At 59.8% G+C, this 24,218-nt stretch carries 24 protein-coding genes, 1 tRNA gene, 1 pseudogene and 1 riboswitch; of the genes and pseudogenes, 8 read left to right on the plus strand and 18 right to left on the minus strand.

Features of this window, described 5'->3' with window-relative positions; genetic code table 11:
- Positions 1-22: 22 nt before the first annotated feature.
- The 4 genes from pyk to GOX01_RS05745 all read right to left on the minus strand — a co-directional run bounded on the left by pyk (position 23) and on the right by GOX01_RS05745 (position 3,642).
- Positions 23-1,453: a pyruvate kinase gene (gene pyk, locus GOX01_RS05730; RefSeq protein ID WP_041112415.1), complete on the minus strand. Its 1,431-nt coding sequence runs from the start codon at positions 1,451-1,453 to the stop codon at positions 23-25.
- 24 nt (positions 1,454-1,477) lie between these two features.
- Entirely contained in the window at positions 1,478-2,413 is a 936-nt protein-coding gene (locus tag GOX01_RS05735; RefSeq protein ID WP_174787471.1) for an SH3 domain-containing protein, read from the minus strand.
- Between the two features lie 84 nt (positions 2,414-2,497).
- On the minus strand, positions 2,498-2,875 hold the full coding sequence (locus GOX01_RS05740; RefSeq protein ID WP_011253752.1) for a DsrE family protein: 378 nt from the start codon (positions 2,873-2,875) through the stop codon (positions 2,498-2,500).
- Positions 2,872-3,642, minus strand: a complete 771-nt coding sequence (locus GOX01_RS05745) for a HesA/MoeB/ThiF family protein (RefSeq protein WP_062269392.1) — start codon at positions 3,640-3,642, stop codon at positions 2,872-2,874. Before GOX01_RS05745 ends, GOX01_RS05740 begins: the two co-directional genes overlap by 4 nt.
- A gap of 125 nt (positions 3,643-3,767) precedes the next feature.
- Here GOX01_RS05745 and GOX01_RS05750 point away from each other — a divergent pair, with 125 nt between their 5' ends.
- Positions 3,768-4,265 (plus strand): DUF2939 domain-containing protein, encoded by a 498-nt coding sequence (locus tag GOX01_RS05750; protein ID WP_228119213.1) that lies wholly within the window; start codon positions 3,768-3,770, stop codon positions 4,263-4,265.
- Between the two features lie 21 nt (positions 4,266-4,286).
- On the opposite strand, the gene GOX01_RS05755 is transcribed toward GOX01_RS05750, so the two are convergent.
- The gene (locus tag GOX01_RS05755; RefSeq protein ID WP_011253749.1) at positions 4,287-4,511 is read right to left on the minus strand and encodes a DUF3126 family protein; all 225 of its coding nucleotides are present in this window, start codon (positions 4,509-4,511) and stop codon (positions 4,287-4,289) included.
- 187 nt (positions 4,512-4,698) lie between these two features.
- Here GOX01_RS05755 and GOX01_RS05760 point away from each other — a divergent pair, with 187 nt between their 5' ends.
- A complete protein-coding gene (locus GOX01_RS05760; protein WP_062269390.1) occupies positions 4,699-5,298 on the plus strand; it encodes a hypothetical protein in 600 nt (199 codons plus the stop codon).
- Positions 5,299-5,346: 48 nt separating this feature from the next.
- On the opposite strand, the gene GOX01_RS05765 is transcribed toward GOX01_RS05760, so the two are convergent.
- The 5 genes from GOX01_RS05765 to GOX01_RS05785 are packed head-to-tail and all read right to left on the minus strand — an operon-like array spanning position 5,347 to position 12,199.
- Positions 5,347-6,045, minus strand: a complete 699-nt coding sequence (locus GOX01_RS05765; RefSeq protein WP_011253745.1) for a pyridoxine 5'-phosphate synthase — start codon at positions 6,043-6,045, stop codon at positions 5,347-5,349.
- Positions 6,042-7,046: a 4-hydroxythreonine-4-phosphate dehydrogenase PdxA gene (gene pdxA, locus GOX01_RS05770; protein ID WP_011253744.1), complete on the minus strand. Its 1,005-nt coding sequence runs from the start codon at positions 7,044-7,046 to the stop codon at positions 6,042-6,044. The genes GOX01_RS05765 and pdxA overlap by 4 nt, the downstream gene beginning before the upstream one ends.
- Positions 7,047-7,048: 2 nt before the next feature.
- Complete coding sequence (locus tag GOX01_RS05775; protein WP_062269388.1) at positions 7,049-8,473, minus strand: M20/M25/M40 family metallo-hydrolase; 1,425 nt, start codon at positions 8,471-8,473, stop codon at positions 7,049-7,051.
- A gap of 57 nt (positions 8,474-8,530) precedes the next feature.
- Positions 8,531-11,623 (minus strand): glycosyltransferase, encoded by a 3,093-nt coding sequence (locus tag GOX01_RS05780; RefSeq protein WP_011253742.1) that lies wholly within the window; start codon positions 11,621-11,623, stop codon positions 8,531-8,533.
- A 54-nt stretch (positions 11,624-11,677) separates the two neighbouring features.
- On the minus strand, positions 11,678-12,199 hold the full coding sequence (locus GOX01_RS05785) for a protein-export chaperone SecB (protein ID WP_011253741.1): 522 nt from the start codon (positions 12,197-12,199) through the stop codon (positions 11,678-11,680).
- Between the two features lie 465 nt (positions 12,200-12,664).
- Between GOX01_RS05785 and GOX01_RS05790 the strand changes: the two genes are divergently transcribed.
- The 5 genes from GOX01_RS05790 (at position 12,665) to GOX01_RS05810 (ending at position 15,754) form a co-directional block, all read left to right on the plus strand.
- Positions 12,665-13,003 carry a LapA family protein gene (locus tag GOX01_RS05790; protein ID WP_024716887.1) on the plus strand — a complete coding sequence of 113 codons (339 nt, stop codon included), beginning with the start codon at positions 12,665-12,667 and terminating at the stop codon, positions 13,001-13,003.
- 8 nt (positions 13,004-13,011) lie between these two features.
- A complete protein-coding gene (pyrF, locus tag GOX01_RS05795; RefSeq protein WP_011253739.1) occupies positions 13,012-13,722 on the plus strand; it encodes an orotidine-5'-phosphate decarboxylase in 711 nt (236 codons plus the stop codon).
- Entirely contained in the window at positions 13,719-14,375 is a 657-nt protein-coding gene (locus tag GOX01_RS05800) for a phosphoribosylanthranilate isomerase (protein WP_011253738.1), read from the plus strand. The genes pyrF and GOX01_RS05800 overlap by 4 nt, the downstream gene beginning before the upstream one ends.
- 18 nt (positions 14,376-14,393) lie before the next feature.
- A tRNA-Ser gene (locus GOX01_RS05805) sits at positions 14,394-14,484 on the plus strand.
- Positions 14,485-14,614: 130 nt separating this feature from the next.
- On the plus strand, positions 14,615-15,754 hold the full coding sequence (locus tag GOX01_RS05810; protein WP_228119214.1) for a site-specific integrase: 1,140 nt from the start codon (positions 14,615-14,617) through the stop codon (positions 15,752-15,754).
- 152 nt (positions 15,755-15,906) lie between these two features.
- On the opposite strand, the pseudogene GOX01_RS05815 reads toward GOX01_RS05810, so the two are convergent.
- Positions 15,907-16,107 (minus strand): annotated as a pseudogene (locus tag GOX01_RS05815) (LLM class flavin-dependent oxidoreductase); the annotation flags it as partial.
- Positions 16,108-16,332: 225 nt separating this feature from the next.
- Between GOX01_RS05815 and fucP the strand changes: the two are divergent.
- Positions 16,333-17,667, plus strand: coding sequence for an L-fucose:H+ symporter permease (gene fucP, locus GOX01_RS05820; protein ID WP_011253736.1), 1,335 nt, complete (start codon positions 16,333-16,335; stop codon positions 17,665-17,667).
- Between the two features lie 10 nt (positions 17,668-17,677).
- On the opposite strand, the gene GOX01_RS05825 is transcribed toward fucP, so the two are convergent.
- The 7 genes from GOX01_RS05825 to thiC are packed head-to-tail and all read right to left on the minus strand — an operon-like array spanning position 17,678 to position 23,676.
- Complete coding sequence (locus GOX01_RS05825) at positions 17,678-18,436, minus strand: hydroxymethylpyrimidine/phosphomethylpyrimidine kinase family protein (protein ID WP_011253735.1); 759 nt, start codon at positions 18,434-18,436, stop codon at positions 17,678-17,680.
- On the minus strand, positions 18,433-19,395 hold the full coding sequence (locus GOX01_RS05830; RefSeq protein ID WP_024716884.1) for a HesA/MoeB/ThiF family protein: 963 nt from the start codon (positions 19,393-19,395) through the stop codon (positions 18,433-18,435). Before GOX01_RS05830 ends, GOX01_RS05825 begins: the two co-directional genes overlap by 4 nt.
- Positions 19,392-20,003 carry a thiamine phosphate synthase gene (locus GOX01_RS05835; RefSeq protein ID WP_011253733.1) on the minus strand — a complete coding sequence of 204 codons (612 nt, stop codon included), beginning with the start codon at positions 20,001-20,003 and terminating at the stop codon, positions 19,392-19,394. Before GOX01_RS05835 ends, GOX01_RS05830 begins: the two co-directional genes overlap by 4 nt.
- Positions 20,000-20,758 (minus strand): thiazole synthase, encoded by a 759-nt coding sequence (locus tag GOX01_RS05840; protein WP_011253732.1) that lies wholly within the window; start codon positions 20,756-20,758, stop codon positions 20,000-20,002. The genes GOX01_RS05835 and GOX01_RS05840 overlap by 4 nt, the downstream gene beginning before the upstream one ends.
- Positions 20,759-20,760: 2 nt before the next feature.
- Positions 20,761-20,958: a sulfur carrier protein ThiS gene (gene thiS / locus GOX01_RS05845; RefSeq protein WP_024716883.1), complete on the minus strand. Its 198-nt coding sequence runs from the start codon at positions 20,956-20,958 to the stop codon at positions 20,761-20,763.
- Positions 20,948-21,886: an FAD-dependent oxidoreductase gene (locus tag GOX01_RS05850; RefSeq protein ID WP_011253731.1), complete on the minus strand. Its 939-nt coding sequence runs from the start codon at positions 21,884-21,886 to the stop codon at positions 20,948-20,950. Before GOX01_RS05850 ends, thiS begins: the two co-directional genes overlap by 11 nt.
- Entirely contained in the window at positions 21,883-23,676 is a 1,794-nt protein-coding gene (gene thiC, locus GOX01_RS05855) for a phosphomethylpyrimidine synthase ThiC (protein ID WP_011253730.1), read from the minus strand. The genes GOX01_RS05850 and thiC overlap by 4 nt, the downstream gene beginning before the upstream one ends.
- Before the next feature lie 135 nt (positions 23,677-23,811).
- Positions 23,812-23,946: riboswitch (TPP riboswitch) on the minus strand.
- Positions 23,947-24,218 lie beyond the last annotated feature (272 nt).

Below are 24,218 nucleotides of genomic sequence, written 5' to 3' on the forward strand. Positions count from 1 at the left end.
AGGTCCGGCAGCAGTAGTATATTCAGGCTGTGATGACGCGCAGGGTGTTCGTGCTGCCGGAATGACCCGAAGGCAGTCCGGCCAGGATCAGGACCCGATCCCCGGTTTTGCAGAAACCCATGTTGCGTGCGAGTTCGGCAACAGGACCGGCCAGAGGCTCGATGCCCTGAGTGCTCTGTTCGCTGTTGATCAGATGCGGAAAGACGCCCCACACAACGCACAGCCGGCGTGCAACCCACAGTTCGGGCGTCAGGGCAATGATCGGACAGTGCGGCCGCTCACGGGACAGGCGCATGGCCCCTGCTCCACTCCGGGTGCGGCATGCGATGGCGCCGGCATGAAGCGTGCGGCTGACCTGCCAGGCGGCCTGAACGATCGCGCTCTGGACGGTTTCATCCGGTGCCGGGCGCAGACGGTCCATACGGAGACGCCACTCGGTGTCCTGCTCCACGCGTTCGGCAATCCGCACCATCATCGAGACGGCTTCGACAGGGTACTTGCCTGCCGCACTTTCCGCCGACAGCATGACGGCATCCGCGCCATCGTAAACGGCATTGGACACGTCGGACACTTCAGCGCGCGTCGGCGTCGGGCTTTCGATCATGCTCTCAAGCATCTGTGTCGCCACGATGACCGGGCGGCACTGCTTGCGGGCTTCGGCAATGGCACGCTTCTGCGCGACCGGAACTTCCTCGGGCGGCAGTTCCACGCCCAGATCGCCACGCGCGACCATGATCGCGTCCGATAGGTGAACGATGGCTGCCAGATCATCCATCGCCTGCGGCTTTTCAAGCTTGGTCACGATGGCTGCACGACCTGCTGCGATCTCGCGGGCTTCCTGCACGTCCTCGGGACGCTGCACGAACGAAAGCGCCACAAAATCCACACCCAGCGACAGCGCGAAGTCGAAGTCGCGGCGATCCTTCTCGGTCAGTGCCGGAATGGGCAGTGTCACGTCGGGAACATTGACGCCCTTGCGCTCCGAAAGCTTTCCGCCCACGACCACAACCGTCTCAAGGAACCCTTCGCCCGTCTTTACGACACGCAGCTTGAGCTTGCCGTCATCCAGCAGGAGATGACTGCCCGGCTTGGCGGCGGAAATGATTTCCGGATGCGGCAGGCAGACGCGCGAAACCGTACCGGGTGTCCGGTCCAGATCCAGGCGGAACGGCTTGCCTTCCTCGAGGATGACCGGACCGTTCTCGAACACGCCGACACGCAGTTTCGGTCCCTGCAGATCCGCCAGAATGGCCAGTGGATGACCGACCTTTTCCTCGGCGGCCCGGATGGCGGCATGACGCTCGCCGTGATCCTCATGCGCGCCGTGGGAGAAATTGAGCCGGAAGACATTCACGCCCGCCTGCGCCAGGGAAAGGATCATCTCGGGTGAGGATGAGGCCGGCCCAAGAGTCGCGACGATCCGCGTGCGGCGGTAATGGGAACTCGATGTCATATAGGGCGTCCTCGATCGAAAAAATCAGTTTGGTTGAATCGTCTCACCCGGGAGCAACCCCCAGAAAAGACGGCGGGGCAGCCAGCCCTCGTAGCCCTTCACACTCACACGGCACCACTGGGAGTTCTGGGGGCACAGCTTGATGTTGCCCACCGTTCCCTGCTGCAGCACCGCGATGACGGTGCTATCTTCTTCCGGATGGCTCATGAGGAGCACATCATTTTTATGTGCCCGCGCCTCGTCCTGAGTGGCGACACGGGCGAGAATACGGGCATCGGCCTTGCCGATATGGTCGCCTTCCTGGGCGCTGGCCTCGCCGTTCTGGGCCTTCACGCCTTCAGGAGGCAGCCCCGGAATGACAAAGGTCCGGCTGCCATAGAGCGTCGCCTGATGCACCCAGCCTTTCTGGCCATCGGAATCCTCGACAAGGCGCCACACATCGAATTCACGCTCGATTTCCACAGGCAGTCCGCGGCGGTGATAGACCCAGTCGATCGGATACCGGTCTCCCGGCCCGCGACGCATATAGACCTTGTCGGCCCGGAGCGCGGCATAGCGCGGCAGCGGCAGTCCGGTGTTGCTGCCTTTGTCCGTATTTTCAGGCACTGGCGGAACAGGCGGAGTTGCAGGCTGGTCCGCTGCTGCAGCACCCGCCGCCGTTGCGGCAGCGCCTGCTGCAACGGCCGGAGCGGCATGCTTCAAAGCAGCACGATGCGCCGCCTTGTGCTTCGCAGCCGGTGACGCGGGTTTTGCCGCATCGGCCTTGTGATGCTTTTTGGCCGACGCATGCTTGTCCGCAGCCTTCGCGGCCGTCTCCCCATGCTTCTTGTGATGATGGGCAGCCCAGGCATTTGAACTCACGAAGCCCGGAGCAGCAAGCAGGACCGTACCCGCCAGCAGCGCGCGAAGAAGAGCGGAATGGCCTTTGGCGGGACGCAGAGGGAAGACTGACATTCTCATGAGCGCATCCCTGCCAAGGGCCGAAGGTTTGGGCAAGTCATCAAAACGGGAAAGACGTCCGAAAATCGTGTCTTGGGCAGAAACTTACAGCGCAAGGACGGGATTGTCTCCCGCCAGTTCGAGAAAGCTGACAATTCCCCGCACCGTGACCCCGTCCAGCAGATCCTTTTCAGACAGACCGGCCATTCTGAGGCCGGCCTCACAGGCCATGACCGTCGCGCCGAGATCCAGCACCGCCTCCCGGAGTTCCCCGAACCCAGCGATCCCACGGGTCTCGAGCTCACTGTCCGAAATGACGCCTGCAAGCCCCTTCCAGTCCGGCGTCAGCGCAAGAACGCTGCGTCCGCCGGCAAAAATCGTCACATCGCGTCCGAGCGACAGGCCGCCCGCTGCAACGACAAGTGCGTAATGGGCCCGCTGCCAGGAATCGTCGGCCAGCGTCAGGAACATGGGCTGTGTCATCCGGGTACCCGCTCATCATGATGGATCTGGCAGGCCGGATCCCGCTTCAACACGAAACTCTCCATCGTCCCCGACAGCGCGTCCCACAGGCTTACCCGCGTCTGATCCGTGCCTTCCAGTCCGATGACTTCCCGCATGACTTCCACGGCCATCAGGCTCCCCATGACGCCCGTCGCTGCGCCAAGCACACCAGACATGCCGCAGTTCGGCGCTTCTGTCTGTGCGGCCTCGGGAAACAGACATCGATAGCAGGGGCCGCCCTTCTGCGGCCTGAATACGACCAGCTGCCCTGAAAATCCCTGTACCGCCCCGGATACCAGCGAACGTCCATGACGCACGCAGGCATCGGAGACGGCCAGCCGTGTGGCGACGTTGTCGGTTCCGTCACAGACCAGATCATATTGCGACACAAGCGCATCCAGCGTCGTGCCCCTCGCGCGAACCGGATACGGACTGACCGTAACCAGCGGGTTCAGCGCCTTCAGACGCTTTGCCGCGGCCTCGACCTTGAACGCTCCGATGTCATCAGTGCCATAGAGAACCTGCCGCTGCAGATTGCTGAGATCGACGCGGTCATCGTCCATGATTCCGATACGTCCGATTCCCGATGCAGCGAGTTGCTGAAGCAGTGGAGCTCCCAGCCCTCCCGCGCCGACCACCAGAACAGAGGCCCCGCGAAGCCGCGCCTGCCCGATCGCTCCGACCTGAGGCAGGAGAATGTGGCGGGAATACCGTTCCAGCTCGTGGTCGGAAAAATTCATGTCCATGAAATGATGATAATTGCTGACTTTCACTCTTGAAAGACGTTAGCCTCAGTGTCGTTCAACACTGTCCTGGTGTCTCGCAGGACCCGAGCAGAGAAGTCATCATGAAAAACGGTTTTCGCAGAGTCATGCCGCGCGCATGGCAGGGACTTGGTGTCAGTGCAGGCGCTGTTCTGGCAGCCTACGCGGTGTCGCCTTATCTCGCCCTGTGGGATATCGACCGGGCCATGAACGGCAACAATCCGTCGCGTCTGGCGCCTCATGTGGACTGGTCAGCGCTGACGCACTGTCTCAAGGAACAGTTTACGCCCGCCGCTCCTGCCGATGACGATCTGCCGGGTTTCGGGAGTTCATTTGCGGGGCAGGTCGTGTCCAACACCATCGATACGCATCTGACACCGGCGACCCTGATGACTACAGCGCATCAGGTGATGCCGCATGGCCCCGCCACGTCAGACTGGCTTGGAATGTGGCATTCCATGCATGCCCATTTCGTGAGCCCCCGAAAGTTCGAGGCCAGCCTGGATCAGCCGGGACAGACACCATTCGTCCTTCACATGAAGTTCGAGCACTGGGGCTGGAAGATCACGCGATTCGAAATGCCTGCCCCGGCTCATGCTGCCTGAGGCTTAACGCTGCCTGGGATTTCAGGCAGCCGGCAGGTCTTCTTCCAGAACCGTGATGTGGATGGCGTAGGAGACCTCGCCTTCGTCCTCATCGCGGTGAACCGTTCCGATGACTTCTCCGGCAACGGCCAGCTCAACGCTCATGCCCTTGCGGCTGGGCTTGTTGACCGTGAGCTTCGGTGAGCCCAGCAGGCGCTGGAGCGTGGTCTGGAGGCGTGTCACCTCGGATGGGGTCATATCGGCCATTGGTGGCATTCCTGTGATGCAAGGGAACTGCCCTCTAACCCATCATCCGGAACAAAGGAACCCGCTTCCTCTATCCCCGTCAGGGATGCTGTTGTAGAAACAGGACACTTCACATCTGATTGTGACCTGTTCGTCATGAATCGTTCCGGGTCTGCAGTCTGCTTCCCTTACGCGCAAAGGAGACATGATGCGCCCGGTTTACACACGCCTTCTCGTTGCCATGACGGCAACTGCGGCCCTTTCTGGGTGTGGCTATTTCGATTCCCGCAGCGCCCACAAGGCGCAGTACGAAATGGTTGGCATGACAAGCTACGATCTGCAGGCCTGTGCCGGTATTCCGGCTTCCACGAAGAAGCTGAACGATACAACCGAGATCTGGCAGTATGACGGCAGCAAGGCGCTTCCGACGATGCCTTCGGATTCCGGCTTCATTCCTGTCCAGTCTGCCATCAGCATCTATCAGTCCGCATTTGGTGGCGGTGGCACGGCTTGCCGCATGCTGGTCCGCATGGATCACGACCGGGTTTCCGAAGTGCATTACACGGGCAATGACGACGAATATATCGGAACGGACGGTATCTGCTCCATCATTACCCGTGGCTGTGCCCGCCAGCGTGAATCCACGATGCGCCGCGTGAATGGTGGCCCCTTCGGCCCCGTGTCTGGCTTCCACCCGCCCCGTACGCCGGCGCAGAGTGCGACAGCAACCTATTCGGACCAGTCCGGGAAATACGTTCCCAAGTTCACGAACGACGACACCCAGCCGGTTATTCAGCCGGTCAAGTGACCCCCAAAAAGGGGAGCGGGACGACAGACGTCCCGCTCCCCTTTTCTTTTATGAATTGATGAGGCTTTTCATTTTCCGGACCACCGGTCCCAGCCCGTCAAAAATGGCCTGTCCAATCAGGAAATGGCCGATATTCAGTTCGGCAAGCCCTGTCAGGTCCGCAATCGCGCCCACATTGTCGTAAGTCAGTCCGTGCCCGGCATGGAGTTCCAGCCCACAGGCTGCGACCGTCCCCGCCGCTGACCGCAGGCGCTCCAGTTCCTCACTGCCGCCCAGAGCGTAAGCTCCGGTATGAAGCTCTACAACGGGCGCTCCCAGAGCTGCGGCGGTTTCGATCTGTCGCGCCTCGGGATCGATGAACAGTGAAACCCGGATGCCAGCATCCCGCAGCCGCGCGATTTTCGGCTTGAGTGCCTCACTCTGTCCCACGATATCCAGGCCGCCTTCGGTTGTGACTTCCTGGCGTTTTTCAGGAACCAGGCAGCAGGCATGCGGCCGAAGATCACAGGCAATCCGGACCATCTCGTCCGTCGCGGCCATCTCGAAGTTCAGCGGCGCGGAAAGTGCCCTGAGGCGGGGCATGTCGGCATCGCGGATATGGCGCCGGTCTTCCCGCAGATGCGCCGTAATCCCGTCCGCGCCGGATGCGATGGCCAGTTCGGCCGCCGCCACCGGGTCGGGGAACGTCCCCCCTCTGGCATTGCGCAGCGTGGCGACGTGATCAATGTTCACTCCAAGACGGATCATGATCCTCTTCCTTCCCGATAAGCGCTCATTTCGCCAGCCAGCCAGATCGCAGCCAGAAGACTGGACACATCCGCCCGGCAGGTTTCCGTCACAGGACCTGCGATATCAAAAGCCGTCCCATGATCGGGCGAGGTGCGGATGATCGGCAGCCCGAGCGTCACGTTCACGCCTTCTTCCATATCAAGCGTCTTCAGCGGAATGAGCGCCTGATCATGATACATGCAGATCGCCACATCGTAATGCGGCCGAGCCTTGTCGCTGAACATCGTGTCCGGCGGCATCGGCCCCCGACAGTCGATCCCCTGTGCCCGGAGCCTGTCAATCGCGGGCTGGACGATTGTGATTTCTTCATCGCCCATCATGCCGTGCTCACCAGCGTGAGGATTCAGCCCCGCGATCGCCAGACGCGGAGACATAATCCCGAAATCACGCCTGAGTGCGGCATTGGCGATCTCCGCCACCTGTACGATGCGCTCGGTCGTCAGTGTCTCCAGAGCCCTGCGGAGCGAGACATGAACCGTCACCGGGACGACCCTGAGCTGGGGCGAGGCCAGCATCATGATCTCTTCCCCTGGCATGTCACACAGGGCCGCCAGAAATTCCGTATGACCCGGATAGGGAAAACCGGCCGCAGCCAGAACATGTTTGGCAATCGGGTTCGTCACGACCCCGCCGGCACGCCCCGCAAGAGCATACTCAACGGCCTGACGGATACTGGTAATCGTCGCTGCCGCATTCCGGGAATCAGGCTGCCCTGGAATGACCTCCACTTCGCACGGTACCGGGAGAACGGGCAGGCTGTCAGCAAAGACAGCTGCCGCCTCTTCCGGCGTTGCGATGCAGGTCACGGGCACGGCGCGTTCAACCAGACGCGGATCACCGAGCCAGAAGAATATCCCTTCCCCTGAATGCCGCAGCCTCCGCCAGGCTTCTGCCGCAAGCTGTGGGCCGATTCCCGCCGGATCCCCGAGCGTCAGTGCAAGCGGTGGCGGGCGTTTCATCGTCAGCCCGCGTCTGCCAGCGCCGCAAGGACGCGTACCCAGGAACGGATACCCTTGTGGAAGGAGTCCAGCCCGTACTGCTCGTTCGGGGAATGGATCCGGTCGTCATTCTGGGCAAACCCGATCATGAGAGCATCCAGCCCCAGCGCATCACGGACTTCGCCGGCCACAGGAATGGAGCCGCCCGAACCGACAGTTGCGGCAGGCACGCCCCATTCATCACTCAGGGCCTTCAGGGCCGGTGCCAGAAAACGACTGTCACGGGAAACTTCAAAGCCTGGTGAGCCGCCATGGGCCGTGAATGTGACGTGGGCGTCGGAAGGCAGGGCTGCGCGGATATGGGCGCGGAAGGCCTCGCGGATGCGGTCAGGGTCCTGACCGGGGACCAGACGGAACGAGACCTTCGCCATGGCTTTGGCGGGAAGAACGGTCTTGAACCCCTCGCCCTCATAGCCGCCGGAAATGCCGTTGATTTCACAGCTCGGGCGGCACCATGTCTGTTCGATCGCGCTATAGGCCTTCTCGCCTGCCGCAACCGACAGCCCTGCCTCTTCCAACAGGGAGCGGTCATCGGGGAAAAGCCTGCTCCACTGCGCCCGTGTGGCCGGTGACGGATCCTGGATGCCGTCATAGAAACCCGGCAGCGTAACGCCACCCTCGGCGTTCCGAAGTGTCGCCAGAGCCTGGCAGAGAACGGCAATCGGATTGGCGGCAGCGTTGCCGTACAGACCGGAATGCAGATCGTGGCTGGCGCACTGGATGACCACTTCTTCGGCCATCATGCCGCGCAGGGACGTGGTGATGCCTGGTGTCCTGCGATCCGCCATGCCCGTATCACAGACAAGCGCCACATCTGCCTTGAGTTCGGCAGCATTTTCTTTGAGGAACGGGAACAGGTTCGCCCCACCACATTCCTCTTCGCCTTCCAGAAGAACACTCACTTTGACAGGAAGCGCCCCCGTGACCTCTCTCCAGGCGCGGCAGGCTTCAAGGAAGGTCATCACCTGTCCCTTGTCGTCGCTCGCGCCGCGGGCAACGATGACCTTGCGTCCTGAGGCGTCCTCGATCAGCTGCGGATCGAAGGGCGGTGCATTCCAGAGCGCTTCCGGGTCTGTCGGCTGCACATCGTAATGCCCATAGAACAGGACATGCGGTCGAGCATCGCTGCTGCCGACAGCCTGGTCATGACCCACGACCATCGGGTGCCCCGGAGCCGCCCAGTGAACGTCGCGGATCTCTGCCTTCATCCCCAGCTGTTCAAGTTCCTTCCGCATCCAGTCCGCAGCTTTCCGGCAATCGGCGGCGTGGGCGGGCTGCGTGGAAATGCTCGGAATGCGGAGAAGCTCGAACAGGCGTGAGACCGAAGCGTCCAGATGGCTATCGACAGTCTGGAGAACGGTATCAAGTGTCTCGGAATTGGCAGTCATCTTGTGTTCCATGTTCGGGGTGTCAGTCACCCAAAATCAGACCGGAGAGCCGGTCTTTCAATCGCCTTCGGTCGTAAGTCGGCGCGGCTGGAGACGGATCGGCGCGGGAGCAAAACCGGGAGCGGTCTCGGACAGCCTGTGCGCACGGGGCGTTACGGTCGAGGCTGCAAGAGGCGTGGTGCCTGCCGCGATGGAAAGGATCTCGCGGAGGCCATCATGAAAATTCGAACGGGACGCCTCCTCTTCCATTCGGGCCTGTGCTCCACGGCTTATCGTATTCCACAGATCCATGTCCGTATACAACCCGATCACGGCCTGGGCGAACTGCTCTGGATTACAGAAGCCTCCGGACAGGCAGTCTTTTCCGTTTTCCCATCCCAGTGTCTTGCAGACTGTTTCGGAAAGGACGGCAGGCAGCCCTGCCGCAGCCGCATCCAGAACTTCCCGCGGGATGGCTGGCAGAACGCGGGTGGGCTCCACGAGAATACGGCGTGACCTGTAGAGAGCGGCAAGATCGGCGTCCTCTGGGAAGGCTTCCAGTCGCCGATATCGCGCGAAAGCGGAGAGATCGACCCCGGCGGCCTTATGGCCCGCAAGGAGGACGGTTGCGTCCGGCGGCAGACCCCGGTCCAGCTTTGAAAGGACTTCGTGGATGAACCAGTGCAAACCGTCATGAACCGCATCGCCACTGGCAAAAACCGGAAGAACAAGCAGGATGCCCGAGCGTTCGCCAAAGCCGGGCGAGAGCGTCGTCGACACGGGCGGCGCACCCAGGACCCGCACATTGGTGAGGCCAAGAACCTCCAGATCCGCCTTCTCGGCTTCCGTTCCGGCAACCACCGCCTGCGTCATCCAGACCTGGTCAATATCCAGCTCCAGATCATCAAAAAGCAGCTCGCGGTCATTGACCGCGCCGACAAGCCGGCGGTTATGGGTTTCACGAGCATGGCTTGCGTGAATATCCGCGACCATTCCCAGTCTGGGCAGCGACTGCGGATGCTGCTGCAGGATCGGTGCGGCTCTCTGGAGCGTTTTCATGCCGCCAATCCAGACATAATCGAAGCATCCCGCCCGCTCGCGCAGGAAATCCGCAAGCTCGGACAGATCACAATCGTCCATCAGTTCGATGTCTGCCGGAAAATCCAGCGCCGTTGAGACACAGTCATGAAGGCTGCCATCAAGCGGAAAGACGGTCACCTGATATCCCAGCCGGCTCAGTCCGATCATCATGTCGCGGTGGCGCAGAAAGGGTGTTCCCAGAACGACATGGGGTAGCCGTTCACACAGGAACAGGATGGCTGGCGCTCCGGATGCGGAGCGGGCCCGCATGAGGCTGGTGCCCGGAAAGGGCTGTCTCGAGAGCAGGCCTGCAAAGCGGCGTTTCAGCCAGGCCTCATTGCGGGCGCGCAGTTCTGGTGCAATTTCCGGTTCTGAAGCCAAGCGGTCGAGCACATCCGGATCATAGAGGATTTTGCCCCCGGCCTGTCGCAGGGACAGGCAGATCGCCAGCATTTCGGCTTCTGGGCCGATGCAGCCGGGATTGAGCCGGTTGTGATCGTGGAACGGAAGCCGGCGACAGAACAGAAGGCCACCGGTAAAGGCGTCCACCCATCTCCGGAAGGCGATTTCAGGTTCGTTTGCCCGCAATCCCTCCCCAAACGGCGTAAAAGCTGCATTGCGCCAGACGATGCTGCCGGCTTCCCGGACCCGTCCATCCAGTCCCAGCGACTGTCCGCCTACGGCGTAGACTTCCGGGTTCGCGAAGGCTTCAAGGGCAATATTCAGGCTTCCGGGAAAAGGCTGAACGCCAGCGGACAGCAGCAGGATAACCTCTGCCCTTGCCAATTCCAGCCCGAGCGCGACCTGTTCGGCATGCGTGGTTCGGTAAGGGGGACGGACGATGTGAATGCCGCGAACAAACCTCTCGATCTGGGTCGTCTCATCCGTGGAGCCGGCATCTACCAGAATGATCTGAAGGTTGCGCTCACTGTTCGCATGAAGGGCGGCAAGCGTCGCAAGGGTTTCCAGAAACTGGTTCGAAACAGGCAGGATGACCGTCACATCCGGCATGGTGACCGGGCGGAAATCCAGGGGGCCGCGGATCAGTGAGGGAATGAGGGTCTGCGCCCGCTGAAGATCCAGAAGCTGGCACTGCTCCGCAGGAATGTCGGCAACGACCTCGTTCACCGGGTTGCCCTGGGACTGGACCCAAAGCGTGAAAATGTCGGTGATATCCGGCCTGCGCAGCAGACGCTGTGTGCCGCTCTGACTCAGGAAGGCGGCAAGATCGACCCCCGCCTGTGGCTGTCGTTTCTCGGTTATGCCGAAACGGATGAAATGCTCATAGCCGTTCCGAAAGCCCCCATGGGCAACGATATTACCGACATCGGGATACTGCGCAGCATAAAAGGCTTCGCTGAACCACGGATTGGGATCGTACGCTGTTGGATTGCCATTGGTCAGGTAATGATGAAGCGGGCTTTGGAATCTGCCGCTCTCCAGCGCGTCCACAACATCCGGATAGCGCTCAAGATACCATTGCGGATCGAAATACCAGGAACTGCGCCGGCGACCGGCTACCGAAAACCTGATGAACTGGGCGAAATCACCAATCGCGAAATCATAATGCTTCCGTTCCGCCATGCTGGCGGCACGGAAGACTTCGGGATCGAAAAACACATGCGACTTGCGATGTTCCTGATCGCCGATCGCAAGATAATGGTCGTATCCGTTGCAGAAGCCCTGTGACGCCAGCACGTGGGGGCTCAGGTCGGGATTGCAGCTGAAATAGTTTTCTTCGGAGAAAAGCCAGTGCGGCGAGCGGCTCCGGAAGCCACTTTCGCAGTAATGAAGGAAACCGCTGTCGAAAATCCCCAGGCTGATGCCTTCGCGGACATCCGGATTCTGGCGCAGATACCATTCTTCGTCAAAAAAACGGTTGGGAGAGAGCCCTGCCCTGGCGCCCTTGCGTTTCCAGTGCTGCTCCAGCCCTTCGTCACTCAGATCAAGCTCGCCAGCTTCTCCGCTTTCCTTGGCTTCCTCCCGCAGACGCAGCCCATAGCGTGTGCGGTACCATTCAGCGTCAAACGCAGCCCACAGAGGCGGCCGGTCGCCCGCGAAAGCCGGAGATGCAAGGATGTGATCTTTCATTGACGCTGGATCCTCTGGGAGCGCACAGGGAACGGTAAAGCTGTCGCGCCAGGTTTAACGCTGCTGCGCGCGCCGGCTCTGCCAGAGTTCATGGAAGTCAATGGGCTGGATGTTGGGAGATGGGAATCCAGCTTCACGAACCGTGTTCAGCATGACACTGCGCGCGGGCGGAAACAGGAAGCGCGGTGCCTCAACCAGAAGCAGGGGTTCGATTGCGTCCTGCGGGATACGCCCTGTCAGACCGAACAGACCTGCATACGCCACGCTGAGTTCATACAGCACCTTCGGATTGGGAGCGTCCTGTGTGGGTGCACGCTCAAAACCCTGGGCACGGATGACCAGACTGACCTCGAAGGTCGGCTGGTCCCCGAGCTGTCGGCCTGTCACATCGACCATCATGCCGATATGAGGCTGCGACGGCAGTTCCCGGTACACGTCCGGGGTATTCTGTACGTCAATCGACAACGTCCGGAGATACTGCGAACCGATGATGAGAGATGAGGAAGACGGCAGGGAATCCGAGACATCCAGGCTAGCAGGAGTGCCTGTCACGGTGTCGGCGTATGTTTGACTCATTATGTTTGCATCCTCAGGCGGTCATCATCATTCCCTACATTTCATATTGCACTGAAATGCAAGGAAATGTGGCGCCCCATACTCTGTCATGATGTTTACGTTTTGACCAGCGGGGCGAAATCCGGTGATCTTTCAGTCTGAAGCTCCAGACGCTGGCAATCGGGTCCGGTTCCTTGGAGGATATGGAGTGTTTTTCCCATCAGCTCCACAGGCTCAACCATTTCGGTTTTCAGCCTGCCAAAACAGCCCGGAAGGCAGCATTTTCGAGAGGCGGTCACTGGAACGGGATGATTTCAGACACCGCCATCCCTTTCGGTGATACGTTGGGGGTGATATCGCCATCTGGCGCAATGTCAGCACTGGCGCATGACACCGCCTGCACTGGGCATCATGACTGCTGACAGGGATCAATCTTCCTGCCCGCACGTCTTGTTGCGCTGCAGGTAGCACGATAGGACCATGTTCATGCTCAGACTGCTCATTCTCGTCATTCTTCTTGCGGTCCTGATCGTTTTTGCCCTGAGCAATACGGATCTGGAACCCATCTGGCTGGTTTCCTTCGGCTGGCATCTGTCCATTGGCACCCTTGTCCTGGGCGTCGGCGTGGTCGCTCTCCTGTTTGGTTTCCTGATCGGTCTGATCGGTGACATGCAGCAGCGTTCGCGTGCACGCCGCGCCGAGCAGCATGTCCGCACCTTGGAAAGTCAGCTGGTTGAACTCCATCAGCGTCTCGATCGTCTTCAGAACCCAGCAGGTTCCCCCCTTCCCGGCACCACTCCTGTCCAGCCTGAACAGAAGGTCTGATCTCCACCATGTCCAGGCGCACACGACTGATCGCAGCCCTCGATACCGCATCCCGCTCCACAGCCCAGGACTGGGCCGACAGCCTGAAAAATGACGTCGACGCCATCAAGCTGGGTCTCGAGTTTACCTATGCCTGCGGACTGGATGCGGTAAAAACCGTATCGGCCGGGCACGAACTGTTTCTGGACCTGAAGCTGCACGACATTCCCCATACCGTCGCATCAGGTCTGACTGCCCTCGCCCCGCTCAGGCCAGCCCTGACGACAATCCATGCCAGTGGCGGTTCCGAAATGATCGCCCGGTCCCGGGAAGCTCTTGAGAGCGCTTTTCCCGCTGACACAAAACGCCCGAAACTGCTTGCCGTTACGGTTCTGACGAGCATGAACGCTGAGGGTCTGTTGGACATCGGCGTCAACGCCACGCCCCAGGAACAGGTGCTCAGACTTGGAAAACTGGCTATCAGCGCTGGTGCCGACGGTCTGGTCTGTTCGGCGCATGAGATTGCGCCTCTACGCGATGCATTGGGTGACGAGCCCGTTCTGGTCGTGCCGGGCATCCGTCCTGCTGGCAGCGCGTCCGACGACCAGAAGCGCATCATGACGCCCGGACAGGCTGCCCAAGCCGGCGCCGACTGGATCGTCGTAGGGCGCCCCATCACGAAAGCCGCAGATCCAGTTCTGGCCGCCAGAGCCATCATGGAGGAACTGGCCAGCGCATGACCGGTGTCAAGATCTGCGGAATTCGTGACACCCAGACAATGGCGCTTTGCGCGCGTCTGCAGGTTGACTGGGTCGGGTTCGTATTCTGCGACGCTTCTCCACGGTTTGTAACCGCTGATGACGCCCTGCGTCTGCATGAGAGCGCACCATCCGGTCAGGACGGTGGGCCTCTGCGGGTCGGCCTGTTCGTGAAATCAGATGACGACTTCATCGCGCAGGTTCTGCGGACTGTCCCGCTGGATATTCTCCAGATCTATGACACCTCGGAACGGGCCACTGAAATCCAGTCCCGCTTCGGACGTCCCGTCTGGCTGGCTTGCGGCATCGCCAGACATTCGGACCTGCCGACAGACCCAGACATGGCAGGATATGTCATCGAAGCTCCCAAGCAGGAACAGGATCACCGTCCAGGTGGCCTCGGACGGACTTTTGACTGGTCCCTGACCCGGAACTGGACACCACCGTCGTTCTGGATGCTCGCAGGCGGCCTGAATCCAGGCAATGTCCAACGTGCGATCCTGGAAAGCCAGGCGCCGGCAGTTGACGTTTCTTCAGGGGTGGAAGCCGCTCCTGGCTGTAAATCCGCTGAACTTATTGAAAAATTTGTCCAGAACAGCCGAAAGGCACTTGATCTCAAGCCGAAGCTCTCGTAAACACCGCCTCGCTCGACAGGAGAGATGGCCGAGCGGCTTAAGGCGCACGCTTGGAAAGCGTGTGTACGTTAATAGCGTACCGTGGGTTCGAATCCCACTCTCTCCGCCATGAAGCAATTTCCCCAATAAAAACAGTCACTTAGCTGCGCAGGGCGTCACCTCGTGTTGACTGTGCGTCACTGGTTCAGCGTCACTATCCGTGATGGCTTGCCCCTGCCCTTAACTGCTAGAAGTTGGGCATGAACGATATGGCTAATCTGACCGTGAGGCATGGAAGCTACTATGTGCGCTTCATTGTGCCCAAGGACCGCTGGCGAGACGTTGGCGCTGTACTGGGCTCAAGCACGGGCCTGCGCAGAGACGTTCTGAAGTCCTTACGGACGAAAGATCGCAAGACGGCTTTTAAGCTGCGTGATGCGGCTCTGGAGGCTATCAGGCGCTCGCTTAACCTCAAGCTGGCTGAGGCTGGATTGCCTCCCCTGCACGGTGATGCGGTCCCAGACCGGATGAGCGAGGACTGTCTCTTGTCCGAGGCACTGGAGGCCCGGCGGCAGATAGCATCCACCTCAGACAGGACTGACGGTGGTGACGAGCAAATGGGTGAGACCGATCCCAGACGCCGCCTGATTGAAGGCATGGATTACTTTCTGGAGGATCGAGCCGAACAGCTTGAGAAGGCTGGAAAGGACCCTTCAGGCTATGTGAGGCGCTTCCGTGAAACCGCGCTAGGCGAGCAGACCCCTTTTGCTATCGTGCTCGACAGGTGGATGAAGGATCGTGAAACCTATGCATCTCAAGCCGCCATATCTCTAGACCGCGCTACGCTAAATCACTTCAGCCGCTATCTGGCCGATGTGCAGGGGCTTGCAGAGCCGCCTGAGAACCTTATTGGCTTCCTTCGCGCTCAGGTCATTGAGGATGTATCCCCTATGGTCCTAGGGGGCTTTGCCGAGTGGCTAATGGACAAACAGAACCTTGCGGCCAAGACTGCGGGAAGTCGTGTTTCGCCGCTCAAGGTCATGTGGGATTTTGCCATCCGCAAGCACATCCTGAAGGGGCCTAATCCGTGGTTGGGTGCTACCGCCGGGCTAAAGAGGAAGGCTGGAAAGCGGAAGTCTGAAGTCAGACCTTTCACCGAGGATGAACTAATCCGCCTCCTACAGGCTGATCCCGGTGAAGGGCGGAAGTGGGCTTGGGGGTCTGCTATCAGTGACATGATGCGCCTGGCTTTGTTGACGGGCGCTCGCCAGAATGAGTTGGCTACTCTCATCGTAGGGCGCATCATAAACCGCGATGGCACTGAGGGGCCTCTATCGGGCTTTCATGCACAGCGGACCAATCGCCGCTCAGGCCATGTCGGAGCAGTCCAGCGAGAATGATGCCCGTTTCCCGTACACGTCTTCCTCGGTCTCTATTGCGCCTGTCCAAGGCTGCCTTCGCTGGATCTCCAAGAAGGAGGGCGTAAGTCGTCGCTGATCTGGGTAGCCAATTCGTGAGCATAGTCCGTGCCATCACTACCATCGCTAGAAACACGTCCAAGCTCGAGATCAATCCAGCCCAGGTACAGGGACTCCACTGTCCCGAACGCCAAGGCAGCAGCAAGCGGAGCATGGTTTGGAAGCATGATCCCGCCTGCGCCCACCCGGATGGTTTTCGTAGCCCATGCCACATAGTTGATCACGACCCCAGTTGCGACGGAAGCAATGCCCGGCATTGCATGATGCTCGGCTAATCAGAAAAAGCAGAGCTTCTAAAAGCACATCTTTGTAAGCTTAAACCTCCATAAAATGTGATTTTCTATAAAGGTCAAAGGACAAAACTAACATAGAATATCCATTTTAAAACATTTTATATGTGATAACCTGCAAAAGATAACAGATCTAATGCTGTACCGTCGCCTCTTGTACAGGCGGGCCAGTCTATCTTTAGCGGTCAACAAAACCTTGCGAGGCAATCCGTGGCCAAATCTGACCCCATCGTCCAGCTTCCGGACGGCTTTTATCTCAACCGTACACCCCTGCTCGCTTTCGGCTTGTTGTGTTGTCTGTTCTCACTATGGGGCTGCGCCATGAGCCTTAATGATGTGTTGATCGGGCAGTTCCGCAAAGCCTTCATGCTGTCGGATTTTCAGTCCGCACTCGTGCAGTTCTCTTTTTACATCAGCTATTTCGTGCTGGGCATTCCAGCCGGCATGATTATCAAGCGCTTCAGCTATAAATGGTCGATCCAGCTGGGCCTGCTGCTGTATCTCATTGGCTGCTGCCTGTTCTTTCCCGCTGCCCATTTCGCGACATACCAGATCTTCTTCGTGGCTCTTTTTGTTGTCGCAGCCGGGCTGGTCTTTATTGAAACCGCCGCTGATACATACTGCACTCTGCTCGGCCCTCCGGGACGCGGAACGCATCGCCTGAATTTTGCCAGTGCCTTTCAGCCGATCGGTGCAATTCTGGGGGCCAGCATGGGGGCCTACCTGATTTTCAGGGACGGCGATCTTTCACGCGAGCAGCTCTCCGCCATGCCCGCCGCGCAGGCTTGGCAGCATCAGCTCGGCATGATCCACGCCACTCTTGAACCCTATGTCTACATTCTCGGCGTTCTGCTGGTCGTCATGGTCGCCATCGGCCTTACGCATTATCCAGCCTGTAAAGGCCGCGATCAGCAGCGCAGTCACGAACTCGATACGACCGGGGCTCTCAAACGGCTGTTCGCCAACAGACGCTTCGTCCTCGGTATCCTGACGCAGTTCCTTTATGTCGGCGCCCAGGTCGGCGTCTGGAGCTTCATCATCCGGCTTTCCATGCGACTGGGACATATCAATGAGCGGCAGGCTTCCGTTTACCTGATCGCGTCATTCTGTGCGTTCTTCGTCGGTAAGCTGGTAGCCAATTTCTTCATGCGGCACGCCCGGCCGGCGCGGGTTCTGTTTGTTTACAGCCTGCTCTGCATCGTCGCGCTGGGTTATGCCGTCATGGTCCACGACTTTACGGCTGTATACGCCGCCATTTTCGTCAGTGGATTGCTCGGCCCCTGCTGGCCGACAATTTACGGACTGACCGTCGATGAACTCGGTCATGACCGCGCTTACGGCGGGTCAATCCTGGTCATGAGCATCAGCGGCGGGGGCATTCTCCCGCTTCTGCAAGGCTATATCTCGGATGCAACCGGCGGAAACATGCAGCTTGCCTATATCGTACCGATGGCATGCTTCGTCGTGATTGCCATGTTCGCGGCATACTGCATGAAAACCAACGATGAACCGGCAGAGCAGATCGTCTTTGACGCCACGCTCTAGCAACGCCATTTCAGGCAGAAGCCGTTGCACAGTCACCGCCTGTTTTCCGGAATCGTTCCTCAAGGCCGCATCGAGCGGCCTTGACAGCGTCCGGCAACGGCTGTCTGTCTGCCAGTGCCGCAGCCAGGCCACTGGCCAGCTGACATCCTGTTCCCCTGAGATCGAATGGATAGCGCATGGAACGGAAGGACAAAGAAGAGCAGTTCGCCTGATAAAGAATATCGGTCGAATATGTTGAGTGGCCGTTATGTCCTCCTTTCAATAGAATGCTCTGGCAGCCTCGATCCAGAAGTGCTCCTGCAACGTCATCCGGTTTAGTAGCCTGATGCAGCCCCAGTGCCGATTTCAATGCTGCCAGTTCCGGCAAGTTTGGCGTCAAAACAGTCGTTCGAGGCAAAAGCAGGTCCAGAAGAGCCTGAATCCCTTCTGGCTCCAGCAGGGCATGTCCTGAACTGGAACAGAGAACCGGATCCAGAACGACTGGCATATCGGGAAGACGGTCTGCCACAGTCCGGACAAGCCCTGCGTTGCACAGAGCACCAATCTTGACGGCTCCAATCCCATCCTCCAGCGCAGCCTCGATCTGGGCCGCAAGCAGATCTGGTGCGACAGGATCCATAGCCAGCACCGCGCGATCCGTCTGCGCCGTGACTGCCGTAACGGCAATGCGTGCCGTCAGGCCAGCATCATGGACAGCGAGCAGGTCACGGGCAATGCCGGCGCCTCCGCTGGAATCCAGCCCGCCGATCAGCAGAACAGGACGTGTCATCGCCCTGTTGTCGCAATGAACGCATCGACGCCGCTCTGCCCGGAAAAGCGTTTCGCCGCCCGCCAGGCCCGCAAACCACTGGCACAGATGAACACGGTTCTTCCCGTCTTCACATCCAGCATTTCCGGATGCTCGATCGGCCCGCGAACCGCCCAGTCCACGGAGGGCAGTCCCGTCTCATCCCGCTCCCGCAGGTCGAACACACGATCGGCTTCAGTGATCTCTTCAAGGCCGAGAATGAAGGGACCCTCTTCTTCCGGTGGGGGCGCGTCGTCAAAGCGAAAGGAAGAACTCCGCCAGTGTTTCATGTCCAGACTGATCATCTGACCCAGTGGGGAAGGCTGCATTTGCAGCAGGATCGACAGCGTCATCTGCGCCTGTATGGCACCCAGCGCCGCCACGGCTGGCCCCAGCACTCCGGCCTCCGAGCAGGTGGGAAAGCCGGCAGGAATATCGGGAAAAACGGCGCGATAACCGGGCGCTCCACCACAGAATCCTCCCACATAACCGGACTGTCCCAGCACCGAGGCGCTGACGAGAGGCACACCTGCCTCAAGGCAAAGATCAGACAGCATATAGGTCACGGCCACACTGTCCGCTGCATCAACCACAACGGAACTACCCGGCAGAAGACAGCGTGCAGAGGCCGGTTCCAGACGCCGGGCGACGGGTATGATCCGGCAATCAGGATTCAGCCCTTCCAGTCGTTCCGCCGCGCAGGAGACTTTCGGTCTGCCGATGTCCTCCATGCGGAACAGGGTCTGCCGATGAAGATTGCTTTCATCCACGCGGTCATGATCCACCACCGTGATCCTGCCGCACCCGGCTCCTGCGAGTGCTGGCAGCACGGTCGCCCCCAACCCACCAGCACCGACAACCAGAACATGGGCATCCAGAAGACGTTTCTGGTCGGCCTCACCCTGCGGGAAGAGGCTGACCTGCCGCGAATACCGGTTCATCGCACATATGCCCGCGTCGCGGCGACCCATTCCCGGCAGCGGGCAACCGGGTCGTCCGCCATCTGGATATCCGTCACCACGGCGGCGCTGTCCGCACCTGCGAAAAAGACCCCCGGGAGGCGCTCGGGCGTCAGGCCCCCAATGGCGACAAGCGGCGTCTGACCGGCCCGCTTTTTCCAGTCAGCCACCCGCTCCAACCCCTGCGGACCCCATTTCATTTTTTTCAGAAGGGTCGGATAGACGGGACCAAGAGCGACATAAGCCGGTTCATAAGACAGGGCCCGTTCGAGTTCCGCCGGGTCATGAGTGGACAGTCCAAACCGGATTCCGGCGTCTCGAAGAGCGGCAAAATCCGCCGTTTCCATGTCTTCCTGACCCAGATGGACGAAATCGCATCCCAGTTCCAGCGCAAGGCGCCAGTAGTCGTTGATGACAAGCTGGGCGCCATGCCGCTCACACAGATCACGGGCATGACGGATCTGGCAACGGATTTCCGCTTCCGGTTTGTCCTTGAGACGCAGCTGCACCAGCCGCACACCACAGGGCAGCAGCGTTTCAAGAAGCCCGACTTCCCCGACCAGAAGATAGAACGGATCAAGCGTCATCATGCCAACTCCGCCAGACCGAAAACGGGCGTCGAGGCACTGGCCATATCCCGTTCGGGCATGAGGCCAGCCACAAAACCCTCCTGCCCCGCCTGTATGGCGCGCCCAAAAGCCCGCGCCATCCCCACAGGATCGACCGCCTTCGCAACGGCAGTATTGAGCAGCACGGCGTCAAACCCAAGTTCCATGGCCTGCGCGGCCTGACTGGGCGCACCGATCCCCGCATCCACAACCAGTGGTACATCGCGGAAATGCGCCCTCATGCTCCGCAATCCCGCCAGATTTCGCAATCCCTGCCCCGAACCGATGGGCGCGCCCCAGGGCATCAGGACTTTGCAACCGGCCTCAAGCAGCTTTTCACCCACGATCAGGTCCTCGGTCGTGTAGGGAAAGACATCAAATCCTTCCGCACACAGCACACGCGCGGCCTCGACGAGCGCGAACGGGTCGGGTTGCTGCGTGTCGGCATGACCGATCACTTCCAGCTTGATCCATGAGGTTCCGAAGACTTCACGTGCCATTCGGGCCGTGGTCACGGCTTCCCGAACGGTGTGACAGCCCGCGGTGTTGGGCAGCAGACGACACCGGCTTTTCGCCAGAAGGGCACGAAACGCCCCTCCGGCCGCCCCTTCCCGCCTCAGCGAGACAGTAATGACCTGCGCGCCGGACGCCTCGATGGCTTCCAGCAGAACCTGCGGCGACGGATATTGCGCAGTCCCGAGCATCAGACGGGACGTCAGATCGACACCATAGAACATGGTCACCCTCCCTGCATCGGTGAGAGGACCTCAACCTTCACGCCATCATTCAACAGTGTTCCGGAACGAAGGGGCCGGGCAATGAAATCACCATCCACGGCCGTGGCTACGCAGGGGGATTCAAAGCCCTGCTCCGTCAGCAGGTCGGCCAGCGTCCGGGCCTGCGTTTCGATGGTCTGGCCGTTCAGATCAATCCGCATGAACGTGAAGCTCCGCAAGTTCCGTGGCCAGTTGCTCTGCGCAGACAGGCGCCATCAGAAAGCCGTGGCGATACATCCCGTTCACATGGATGCGGTCCGCAGCGTGGCGAATGGCCGGAATATTGTCAGGAAAAGACGGACGCAGCCCTGCGCCCAGTTCAAGAATTTCCGCTTCGGCAAAACCGGGATGAAGCGTATAGGCCGCCGAAAGCAGCTCCATCGCAGCGCGCGCCGTCACACCTCCGCGGCGGGCGCTTTCCACCATGGTCGCGCCGATCATATAGCGCCCGTTTTCGCGTGGAACGATATAGCAGGGAAAACGTGGATGCAGCAGACGAACAGGCCGAGTCAGCGTCACGTCCGGCGCGTGCACGATCAGCATTTCGCCCCGCACACCGCGCAGATCGGCCAGATCCTCCCGGGATGCCAGCCCCCGACAGTCCACGATCCGGCCCCGTGGCGCCCCGGTCCGAAACGATACGCCTCTGCACTCCAGACGGCTCCGCAGGCTAGTCAGTGCCTGACGCGGATCCAGATGCGCTTCGATTGAAAAGAACAGCCCCCGTGCGAAACGCCCTGCCAGATCCGGCTCCAGATCACCCGGCACAACCCACTCATGTTCCCGCGTCGCCCGTGCAAAGCGCTCCAATTCGGAAACATCCCGCGGCGGTGCGACAACAAGCGTGCCACGCCGCACAACGCCGGGCACATGGGCGGCCCACCAGTTCACGGAATCCTGCCCTTTTGCCACGATCAGATCCGGCGCACTTTCTCCCTCGCAGAAAGGTGCCAGCATTCCCCCCGCAAACCGTGACGCCGGTTCCGGGGCGCCATCCGGGACGATGACTTCCACGTCAAGGCCCCGGTCGGAAAGGGCCGTGGCACAACACAGTGCCGTAACCCCTCCCCCTAGGACGGAATGGATCATTCCGCCGGTTCCGTCACAGGCACATAGAGCTGCCCGCCTTCACGGAATTTCTCCGCCATCTGCTCCATGCCGTCCTGCTTTTCCGCCGCGGCACGGATGTCATGCGAAATCTTCATCGAGCAGAATTTCGGCCCACACATCGAGCAGAAATGGGACACCTTGTGCGCCTGCTTGGGCAACGTTTCATCATGCATGGCACGAGCGGTATCGGGATCGAGCCCCAGATTGAACTGATCTTCCCACCGGAACTCGAACCGCGCCCGCGACAGGGCGTCATCCCGCATCTGCGCGCCCGGATGGCCTTTCGCGAGATCCGCCGCATGGGCTGCAAGCTTGTAGGTGATGACACCCGTCTTGACGTCATTCCGGTCCGGCAGGCCCAGATGTTCCTTTGGTGTGACGTAGCAGAGCATGGCCGTGCCGAACCAGCCGATCATGGCAGCACCAATGGCCGAAGTGATGTGATCGTAACCGGGCGCGATATCGGTCGTCAGCGGGCCAAGCGTATAAAACGGCGCTTCATGGCAGTGCTCAAGCTGCTTGTCCATGTTGGTCTTGATCTTGTGCATCGGCACATGACCCGGACCTTCGATCATGACCTGACAGTCCTTGGCCCAGGCAATTTTCGTCAGTTCACCGAGCGTTTCCAGCTCCGCAAACTGCGCCGCATCGTTAGCGTCGGCAATTGAGCCCGGACGCAGACCGTCCCCGAGCGAGAACGACACGTCATAGCGGCGGCAGATATCGCAGATCTCCTCGAAATGCTCATACAGGAAGCTCTCGCGGTGATGATGCAGGCACCATTTCGCCATGATGGACCCACCGCGCGACACGATGCCCGTCACCCGTCGGGCCGTCAGCGGGATCATGTGCAGCCGGACACCGGCATGGATGGTGAAGTAATCCACGCCCTGCTCCGCCTGCTCGATCAGCGTGTCGCGGAAAATCTCCCATGTCAGGTCTTCCGCAATACCGCCGACCTTTTCCAGCGCCTGATACAGTGGAACCGTCCCAATCGGCACAGGAGCATTGCGGATGATCCAGTCCCGGATGTTATGAATATTGCGACCTGTTGAGAGATCCATGACGGTATCCGCGCCCCAGCGGATGGACCACACCATTTTTTCGACTTCCTCTTCCATGGAAGACGTGACAGCCGAATTGCCGATATTGGCATTGATCTTTACCAGAAAATTGCGTCCGATGATCATCGGCTCAAGCTCACGGTGATTGATATTGGCGGGAATGATCGCTCGTCCTGAAGCAATTTCCTGCCGCACGAATTCCGGCGTTACGAAGTCCGGAATGCTGGCTCCGAAATCCTCGCCATCCCGCTCTTCCTTCAGGGCCTGCGTCCGGCCGATATTTTCCCGGATAGCGACGAATTCCATTTCAGGTGTGATGATTCCAGCGCGGGCATACGCCATCTGGGTCACCGCACGATCCCCTACCGCCCGCAGGGGGCGGCGCTGGTTCGGGAATGCAGGCGTCAGCCGTTCTCCCTCCGCAAAACCGTTATCGACCGCCGTAATCGTGCGACCGTCATACTCCTCCACATCGCCACGACTGCGAAGCCAGATGCCGCGACTGTCCGCAAGACCTTTCGCAATGTCGATGCTGATGGCGGTGTCGGTATAGGGCCCGGAACTGTCATAGACGTTCAGCGGGCATTCGTCCGAAATCTCAATCTGCCGCATGGGCACTTTGATATCATGGAGCGTGCCCTGGACATGGACCTTGCTGGAAGCCGGCAGAGGGCCTGTCGTAATGGCCGGAATGGAAGCGTTCATATGGTGTCTCCTCAAGCGTACTCGAAAAGACCCAGGGAGAACGTGAAGCAGAAAGGGAGCCGCCGTCCCCTGTGCACACAGACACAAGCGGGGCCAGATCGGCCCGATAGGCGCTTTCCCATACCAGAGATGGAAATGAGAGCCCTTCGGTCTTCCTACGCCAGTATCAACTGGGTCAGGTTCAAAGGGTCGCTTCACCGTGCAGCCGGTTTCCCGACAACACCAATCAGCCTCTCAGTCCCTTAAGGCGGGACCCCCCTGACGAGCCGTGATGGTGAGGGAGAAATAAAAGAAAAGCAATAGTGCGAAATAAGATATTTCCCCTATCGAGACCCACTGATTGAAGTCTCTAGATCTGGTTCATTCTGCATCAGATGCGTCTGCTGCTTCATCAAGGTGAGCAGCCGAAGTCTGGAGCAAACCTTCGTGGATCTACCTTAGTTCACATCGGGTTCTTAATTCTCAAGCCGGTGACCAGACCGAAATTCGTGGATCTGGTCCCATCGGGCTCAGGAACTCTGGAGTAGCCAGCCTGAACACAG

The organism is Gluconobacter oxydans, from assembly GCF_006539685.1.
In the GTDB taxonomy this organism is placed as follows: Bacteria; Pseudomonadota; Alphaproteobacteria; order Acetobacterales; family Acetobacteraceae; genus Gluconobacter; species Gluconobacter oxydans.

What these genes read in the sequence shown, in the direction of transcription:
- pyk (WP_041112415.1), bottom strand. Translation starts at nt 1,453, where the DNA reads ATGACATCGAGTTCCCATTACCGCCGCACGCGGATCGTCGCGACTCTT.
- GOX01_RS05735 (WP_174787471.1), bottom strand. Translation starts at nt 2,413, where the DNA reads ATGAGAATGTCAGTCTTCCCTCTGCGTCCCGCCAAAGGCCATTCCGCT.
- GOX01_RS05740 (WP_011253752.1), bottom strand. Translation starts at nt 2,875, where the DNA reads ATGACACAGCCCATGTTCCTGACGCTGGCCGACGATTCCTGGCAGCGG.
- GOX01_RS05745 (WP_062269392.1), bottom strand. Translation starts at nt 3,642, where the DNA reads ATGGACATGAATTTTTCCGACCACGAGCTGGAACGGTATTCCCGCCAC.
- GOX01_RS05750 (WP_228119213.1), top strand. Translation starts at nt 3,768, where the DNA reads ATGCCGCGCGCATGGCAGGGACTTGGTGTCAGTGCAGGCGCTGTTCTG.
- GOX01_RS05755 (WP_011253749.1), bottom strand. Translation starts at nt 4,511, where the DNA reads ATGGCCGATATGACCCCATCCGAGGTGACACGCCTCCAGACCACGCTC.
- GOX01_RS05760 (WP_062269390.1), top strand. Translation starts at nt 4,699, where the DNA reads ATGCGCCCGGTTTACACACGCCTTCTCGTTGCCATGACGGCAACTGCG.
- GOX01_RS05765 (WP_011253745.1), bottom strand. Translation starts at nt 6,045, where the DNA reads ATGATCCGTCTTGGAGTGAACATTGATCACGTCGCCACGCTGCGCAAT.
- pdxA (WP_011253744.1), bottom strand. Translation starts at nt 7,046, where the DNA reads ATGAAACGCCCGCCACCGCTTGCACTGACGCTCGGGGATCCGGCGGGA.
- GOX01_RS05775 (WP_062269388.1), bottom strand. Translation starts at nt 8,473, where the DNA reads ATGACTGCCAATTCCGAGACACTTGATACCGTTCTCCAGACTGTCGAT.
- GOX01_RS05780 (WP_011253742.1), bottom strand. Translation starts at nt 11,623, where the DNA reads ATGAAAGATCACATCCTTGCATCTCCGGCTTTCGCGGGCGACCGGCCG.
- GOX01_RS05785 (WP_011253741.1), bottom strand. Translation starts at nt 12,199, where the DNA reads ATGAGTCAAACATACGCCGACACCGTGACAGGCACTCCTGCTAGCCTG.
- GOX01_RS05790 (WP_024716887.1), top strand. Translation starts at nt 12,665, where the DNA reads ATGCTCAGACTGCTCATTCTCGTCATTCTTCTTGCGGTCCTGATCGTT.
- pyrF (WP_011253739.1), top strand. Translation starts at nt 13,012, where the DNA reads ATGTCCAGGCGCACACGACTGATCGCAGCCCTCGATACCGCATCCCGC.
- GOX01_RS05800 (WP_011253738.1), top strand. Translation starts at nt 13,719, where the DNA reads ATGACCGGTGTCAAGATCTGCGGAATTCGTGACACCCAGACAATGGCG.
- GOX01_RS05810 (WP_228119214.1), top strand. Translation starts at nt 14,615, where the DNA reads ATGAACGATATGGCTAATCTGACCGTGAGGCATGGAAGCTACTATGTG.
- GOX01_RS05825 (WP_011253735.1), bottom strand. Translation starts at nt 18,436, where the DNA reads ATGACACGTCCTGTTCTGCTGATCGGCGGGCTGGATTCCAGCGGAGGC.
- GOX01_RS05830 (WP_024716884.1), bottom strand. Translation starts at nt 19,395, where the DNA reads ATGAACCGGTATTCGCGGCAGGTCAGCCTCTTCCCGCAGGGTGAGGCC.
- GOX01_RS05835 (WP_011253733.1), bottom strand. Translation starts at nt 20,003, where the DNA reads ATGATGACGCTTGATCCGTTCTATCTTCTGGTCGGGGAAGTCGGGCTT.
- GOX01_RS05840 (WP_011253732.1), bottom strand. Translation starts at nt 20,758, where the DNA reads ATGTTCTATGGTGTCGATCTGACGTCCCGTCTGATGCTCGGGACTGCG.
- thiS (WP_024716883.1), bottom strand. Translation starts at nt 20,958, where the DNA reads ATGCGGATTGATCTGAACGGCCAGACCATCGAAACGCAGGCCCGGACG.
- GOX01_RS05850 (WP_011253731.1), bottom strand. Translation starts at nt 21,886, where the DNA reads ATGATCCATTCCGTCCTAGGGGGAGGGGTTACGGCACTGTGTTGTGCC.
- thiC (WP_011253730.1), bottom strand. Translation starts at nt 23,676, where the DNA reads ATGAACGCTTCCATTCCGGCCATTACGACAGGCCCTCTGCCGGCTTCC.